We start from the raw sequence: 6,128 nt of genomic DNA on the forward strand, positions 1-6,128 counted from the left end.
GGTCAGTCCCTCGCCTTGAGCGCCGAGATCATGTTCAACCGATCCAGCGCGCGGCGCAACATCAGGATCGAGGCCAGCGTCGCCGAGACTACGACCAGCACCGCGGTCGCGATGCTGGGTAGATCGAAGCTGACGCTGACCCGGTAGAGTTCATTGGAGAAAACCCGCGCGATCAACTGGGCAAGTGTCCAGCCGAACCAGATCCCGACCGGGAGCGCACAGGCCACGAGTACAGTGATCTCCCCGGCGAGGATCAGCGTCACTTCCCCGCGGGTGAAGCCCAGCACTCGCAGGCTCGCCAACTCATGCGCACGTTCGGAGAAGGCGTTGCGCGCGGCGTTGTAAACGATGCCGAAGCTCAGCACGAAGGCGATCGCGCCGAAGACGAAACGCATCTGCCCCGCGCCCTCGTCGGCAATCTCCCTGAACGCGGCGAGACTGTCGGATTTTATCGAGACGCCCGCGACCTTGGGGCGCGCGCGCAGCTCGTGCAGAAGCTCCGGCGACGGTGCACCTTGGGTACGGATCGAGACCGAGGTGATCCGGTCCGCCTCGCCCACGGCCCGGGTCAGCGAGTCGAGGCGCATATAGGCCGGAGCGCCCAGCAATGTGTCGGAGATCGCAGCGACGGGCAGCGAGAGGGTCCGCTTGTGGCCCTCGGTGACTTCGGCGGTGAGGTTTTCGCCCGGCTGAAGTTTCAGCACATCCGCGAGCCCCCGCGAGATCACGACGCCCTGCGCGGGCAGGGCGATCGGCTCCAGATCGGGCCGCAGCGCGCGATTGAGCTGCGCATCCTCCGACAGGCCGGTCAGTTCGCCGCGATGGGTGATGACGCCGTTGCGGAAGAGGACCGGCACGTAGCGCGTCGGCTCGGCCTGCAGCACGCCGGGAAGGTGCGCAATCTCATGTGTCACATCGCGCGAGACGGGGTGGATGAAGCTCACCGTCGCGTCGGAGCGGTCGGCAAAGCCGAAGGTGACGTCCATCGTGTGATCGAAGCCCGAATAGATCATCAGCATCGCCATGTTCAGCGCGAGGCCCGCGGCCACGCCCGCGATGGTGCCGAGGCTGCGTACAGGTTGCCGCGTGATCTGACGCAGGATCATCCGCCCAGGCTGGTCGAGGAATTTCGTGACGATCGCGAGGAAGCCGACCCGGCCATGGGTAAAATCGGCCGGGGCCGGGGGGCGCATCGCCTCGGCGGGTGTCAGGCGGAACACCGTGCGCAACGCGATCGCCGCCCCGAGCGCGGCGGCGATCAGCGAGAAGGCGAGGCCCCCGGCGAAGGGGCCGGGATGCATCGAGAAGACGAGGTAGGGGAATTTGTAGAATTCCATGTAGAGACCGGTCAGAGACCGCCCAAGCATCACGCCCAGAGCCGATCCGAGCAGCGCGCCGGCGAAGGCGATCATCAGTGCCATTTCGAGGTAATGCCCTGCGATCTCCGCCCCGCTGTGACCGAAGGCCTTCATCAGCCCGATCTCGCGCCGCTCGGCCTGCACGATACGTGTGATCGTCACGTTGAGCAGGAAGGCCGCAACTGCGAGAAAGATCGGTGGCAGGAACAGCCGCGACTGGCGCAGGCCCTTTAGTTCTTCCTCGATGAAGCGCGCAGAGGTCTGCTGATCCTGAACGAAGCCCGCGCCGCCGCCATAGGGCGCCATCAGCCTGTCGAGATCGGCGAGCACCGCCTTGCGCGGCCGCTCGCGCGTGGCGAGCGCCAGCACCTCGTTGAACGCCCCGTCGAGATCGAGCACGGCGGCCGCTGCCTTGCGCTCCATCCAGATCACGGCGAAGCGACCGTCGTTGGGAAAGAATTCGCCCGGCGCGGGCATGAACAGGAACTCCGGCGCGCGGGCGAAACCGACGACCTGCAAGCGCTGGTGACGGCCCTCGACGGTGACGCCGAGCGTATCGCCAAGCGCGATCCCGCGCGCGGCTGCGAATGTGTCGAGCAGCACGACCTCGTCGCTGCGCCCCGCGATCGGCTTCCGCCCCGCCGTCATCAGGATACCGTTGAGGCCTGCGGGGCCGGGTAGCGACAGGACACGCGCCTGTATCGGCTCGCCCCCGTCCGCGTCGATCCGGCCGAAACCGCTGACCCGCCCTTCGGCGGCCAGCACGCCGGGAATCGCGTTGACTTGTTCCATCATCGAGCTGGGCGCGCGGGTGAGCGGCTCGAAGACCTGCGCAAGCCGGTGCCGCTCGAAATAGGCGTCGCGGGTGACGGTGAGCGTATCGGTCAGCCCCGCCATCATCACCTGTACCATCACGCCCAGAGCGACGACCGCCGAGATCGCCAGCGCCTGCGCCCGGATTCGCCAGAGGTCGCGGAAGAGCTTGCGATGGAGAACGGTCAGGGCCATCGGCTTACCATTCGATCTCGGCGGGGTCGGCGCGGGTCTCGTTGACGATCGTCTCGCGCAGCTGGCCATCGGTGAAATGCAGCACGCGATGCGCCATCGCCGCCGTCGCCGCCGCATGGGTGACGATCAGAACGGTCGTGCCCAGCTCGCGGTTCACATCGTTGAGCACCTGCAGCACGCGCCGCCCCGTCATACTGTCGAGCGCCCCGGTCGGCTCGTCGCAAAACAGCACCGCCGGACGCTTCGCGATGGCCCGCGCGATGGCGACGCGCTGCTGCTCGCCGCCTGACATCTGCGCCGGGAAATGGTCGAGTCGTCCCTCCAGCCCGACCAGCCGCAGCGCTTCGCCCGCGTCCATCGGATCGTGCGAAATCTCGGTCACCAGATCGACATTCTCGCGCGCGGTGAGGCTGGGCATCAGGTTGTAGAACTGGAAGACGAAACCGACATGGCTGCGCCGGTATTGCGTCAGCGCCCGGTCGGACATTTCGGTCAGGTTCTGATCGCCGAACCACGCCTGGCCCGAGCTTGGTCTGTCGAGCCCGCCGATGATGTTGAGAAAGGTGGATTTGCCGCTGCCCGAAGGTCCGAGCAGCACGACGACCTCGCTGCGCGGAATTTCCAGGGTCACGTCTTTGAGGGCGTGGACCGCGGCTGGTCCCTCGCCATAGGTTTTCGACAATGCTTCGGTGCGAAAGGCAGGCTGCACGCTCGGCCTCTTCAAACAGATTGGGCGCGTCACCCGTCCCGGATCAGATCACAGCTTCTTCAGGCAGTCAAAATTTGTCGAGGCTGAGGGAGAGTTGAGGGCGTCCGCGTGGTGTTCGCGCCTCACCGGTCGAAGGCGACGTTTCCGTTCGTCGGGCGTCACGCGCTGAGGCCGTGGACGAAGAGATCAATCTCCAGCGCCAGACCGAATTCGAATTCGTTGAGTTCGGGGCCAGTCCATTGATGCTCTTCGAGATGGTCGAGGAAGTCGCGGCGTTTGCGTTCTTCGTCCGGTCCCAGCGACAGGGTCTCGGCAGCGCGCAGCAGGTCGATCCGCTTGTGGACCTCGCACATGGCGGAGAAGGCTTCCATCATCACCGCTGCCAGACGCGGTTCCTCCTGCCACGACTGGCCGCCGAAGACCTCCTGCACGACCCGATTGCCGGAGCCGAGGCAATCATAGGCGACGCAGCCTGCCATGCCTTCCTGGGTCAGTTTGTCGTGAATCGAGCAATCGTGCCCGCAAAGGTTCCGGCAGGGTTCTCCGGGGTTCTTGCTGAAGGCGAAATCCTTGCCCTTGTCGAAGGACAGCACCACGCAACAAAGCGCCGCGCATTGGGAACAGTCGGTCTTGAGGCGGTCGGTCCGGGGCATACTGGCCTTCGCTTGGCTTGACCTCTCAGCGAGGTCGTCGGGCCGTCGTATCCCGCGAAACGGGCCTGAAATGCAAGGGGCGCCCGGGGGGGCGCGACGCGAAGCTCCGGCAGCGGACAGTGGTCCGCCGCCGGGCCGGTTCAGCTCAAATCGCCTCGATCGCCTTTGCCAGCATGTCGCGCACGTCGCCTGCGACCGATTTCAGCCGGGGGTTGTCGATCGCCATCATCGAGGCCGCCGGGTCGATCGCGCAGACGAGGATATCCGCGCCGTCCTGCCGCAAAATGACGTTGCAGGGCAGCATCGCGCCGACGTTCGGCTCCAGCTGGATCGCCTGATGCGCCATCTTCGGGTTGCAGGCGCCGAGGATCATGTAGCCGGCCATGTCCTCATCCAGCTTCTTCTTCATCGTGGCCTGCACGTCGATTTCGGTGAGCACGCCGAAGCCCTGCTCCTTGAGGGCCTCGCGCGTCCGGGTGTCGGCCTCTTCCAGCGTGGTATTGGTGAGGCGTTTGTCGATGGTGTAGCTCATTGTCTTGGATCCTCTGATGGTGAGCGGTTCAGGATTCGACCGGGTAGTCCTGCGCGGACCATGCGCCGAAGCTGCCCGGCACCGCGGAGACGTTCTTGAACCCGGCGCGGTGCAGCAGGCTCGCGGCGACGCTGGCGCGGTAGCCGCCCTGACAATACACCGCATAGTCGGCGGAACGGTCGAGTTCGTCCATCTCGTCTTCGATCGTACCGAGGAAATGGTGGAGCGCACCGGGGATTCGGCCGCCGTCCCATTCCTCGTCCTTGCGCACGTCGAGCGGGGTCAGATCGCTGCCCTTCAGTTCCTGCACGGTGACCTGCGGAATATGCGCAAGCGGTCGCCCGGAGGTGCGCCACGCGGCGATGCCCCCGTTCAGGTAGCCCGCGAATTTCGTGAAGCCGACGCGCCAGAGCCGCAGCACGGCCTCGTCGATCTCGGCACTCGTTTCGCTCACAAGCGCAATCGGTTTGTCGGGATCGAGCATCCATCCGGCCCAGACCGACAGGATCGGCTGCAGCCCGATATTGAGCGAGCCTTCGATGAAGCCGCCGCCGAAGGCGAGCATGTCGCGGATATCGACCAGTTGCACGTCCTTGTCGGCGATAAGCGCCTCGAACTCCTCCGGGGTCTTGCCGATGCAGCGCGGCAACCCGTGCATTACCTCGGGGCCCGCCGCATTGACCTTCTTGAGGCGCGGGTAATGCGTGGGCACCGGCGGAGCGTCCTTCGTCATCGCCTCCTTGAAGGCCTCGAGATCGGTGATCCGGGCATATTGGTTATGGGCTTTCTCATAGGCGATGCTGGTCGACATCCGGTCGCCGATATTCGGCCCGCAGGCCGAGCCCGCGCCGTGGCAGGGATAGACCAGAACGCCCTCGGGCAGCTGCATGTAGAAATCCTGCGTGGTGCGGAACAGCGCCTCGGTCAGTTCCTCGGTCTTGTCGTCGCCCAGGAGGTCGGGGCGGCCGACCGAATCCACGAAGAAGGAATCCCCGCTGAGCACGCCCCAGGGGTCGTCATTGTCCTTCTCGTAGAGCAGGAAGGAGACGTGTTCGGGCGTGTGCCCCGGGGTGTGCCGCGTCTCGAGCGTGAGTTGCCCGAAGCTGAACTTGTCGCCGTCGCGGATGCCCTCATGCTCGAAATCATATTCGGCGCCGCCCTCGACGCTGACGCAAAGCTTGGGCGTGCCATCCAGCCGGTCCACCAATTCGCGCGCGCCTGACAGGAAGTCGGCGTGGATATGGGTCTCGAATACATGGGTGATCGTCAGTCCGAGCGCCTTCGCGCGCTCGATATAGATATCGCAATCGGGGCGGGGATCGACGACGGCGGCGGTGCCGCTGCCAGTGTCGCCCAACAGGTAGGAGCACTGGGCGATCCCTTCCGCGAGAATCTGTTCAAAACGCATGGTCATGTCATCTGCCTCCGAATTTCCGTCAGTTCGGGATTGCGGAAGGAATGCGCGGGGGGCGGTTCATGTTCCAAAAATTGAATATGTGTCCTGGCGGTCAGGCATGAAGTTGCGATAGGAGCGTGACCCCATTTCCAGAACCACGCGCGCTCATCGCTCAGAGGCCCGAGAGAGCGGGTGATTGATCGCCCCTTTCGCCTGCCCGGGGGCCGGAGTTTGCTCGCAGCGAGAGGCATCAAGGTTTCGGAAAGCGTATGTCCACTCGCAGACCGCGCTCGAGGTTCTGCAGGCGCAGCTCACCGCCATGAATCTGGGCGATGGCGTCGACGAGGCTCAGGCCCAATCCGCTGCCCTGCGTGTTTCGGCTCCGGTCGAGGCGCACGAAACGTTCGCGCACCCGTGCCAGATCTCGATCCGGGATACCGGGGCCGTTATCGGTGACGCTCAATGTGATGTG

The 6,128-nt window shown here is 65.1% G+C and carries 6 protein-coding genes; all 6 read right to left on the reverse strand.

The features are described from left to right. Positions 1-2 precede the first annotated feature (2 nt). Positions 3-2,366, reverse strand: coding sequence for an FtsX-like permease family protein (locus B6V73_RS11965; protein WP_168174891.1), 2,364 nt, complete (start codon positions 2,364-2,366; stop codon positions 3-5). 4 nt (positions 2,367-2,370) lie between these two features. Then, positions 2,371-3,075, reverse strand: a complete 705-nt coding sequence (locus B6V73_RS11970; RefSeq protein ID WP_088720011.1) for an ABC transporter ATP-binding protein — start codon at positions 3,073-3,075, stop codon at positions 2,371-2,373. Positions 3,076-3,233: 158 nt separating this feature from the next. After that, positions 3,234-3,728, reverse strand: coding sequence for a hypothetical protein (locus B6V73_RS11975; RefSeq protein ID WP_088725350.1), 495 nt, complete (start codon positions 3,726-3,728; stop codon positions 3,234-3,236). A gap of 145 nt (positions 3,729-3,873) precedes the next feature. Continuing rightward, positions 3,874-4,260 (reverse strand): DUF302 domain-containing protein, encoded by a 387-nt coding sequence (locus B6V73_RS11980; protein WP_075776635.1) that lies wholly within the window; start codon positions 4,258-4,260, stop codon positions 3,874-3,876. A 28-nt stretch (positions 4,261-4,288) separates the two neighbouring features. Then, complete coding sequence (locus B6V73_RS11985) at positions 4,289-5,674, reverse strand: MBL fold metallo-hydrolase (RefSeq protein ID WP_088725351.1); 1,386 nt, start codon at positions 5,672-5,674, stop codon at positions 4,289-4,291. Positions 5,675-5,906: 232 nt separating this feature from the next. Beyond that, positions 5,907-6,128, reverse strand: a 222-nt coding sequence (locus B6V73_RS11990; RefSeq protein ID WP_143597899.1) for a sensor histidine kinase, incomplete at its 5' end; no start/stop codon positions are given.

It is taken from the genome of Thioclava sp. JM3 (assembly GCF_002213185.1).
GTDB lineage: Bacteria > Pseudomonadota > Alphaproteobacteria > Rhodobacterales > Rhodobacteraceae > Thioclava > Thioclava nitratireducens.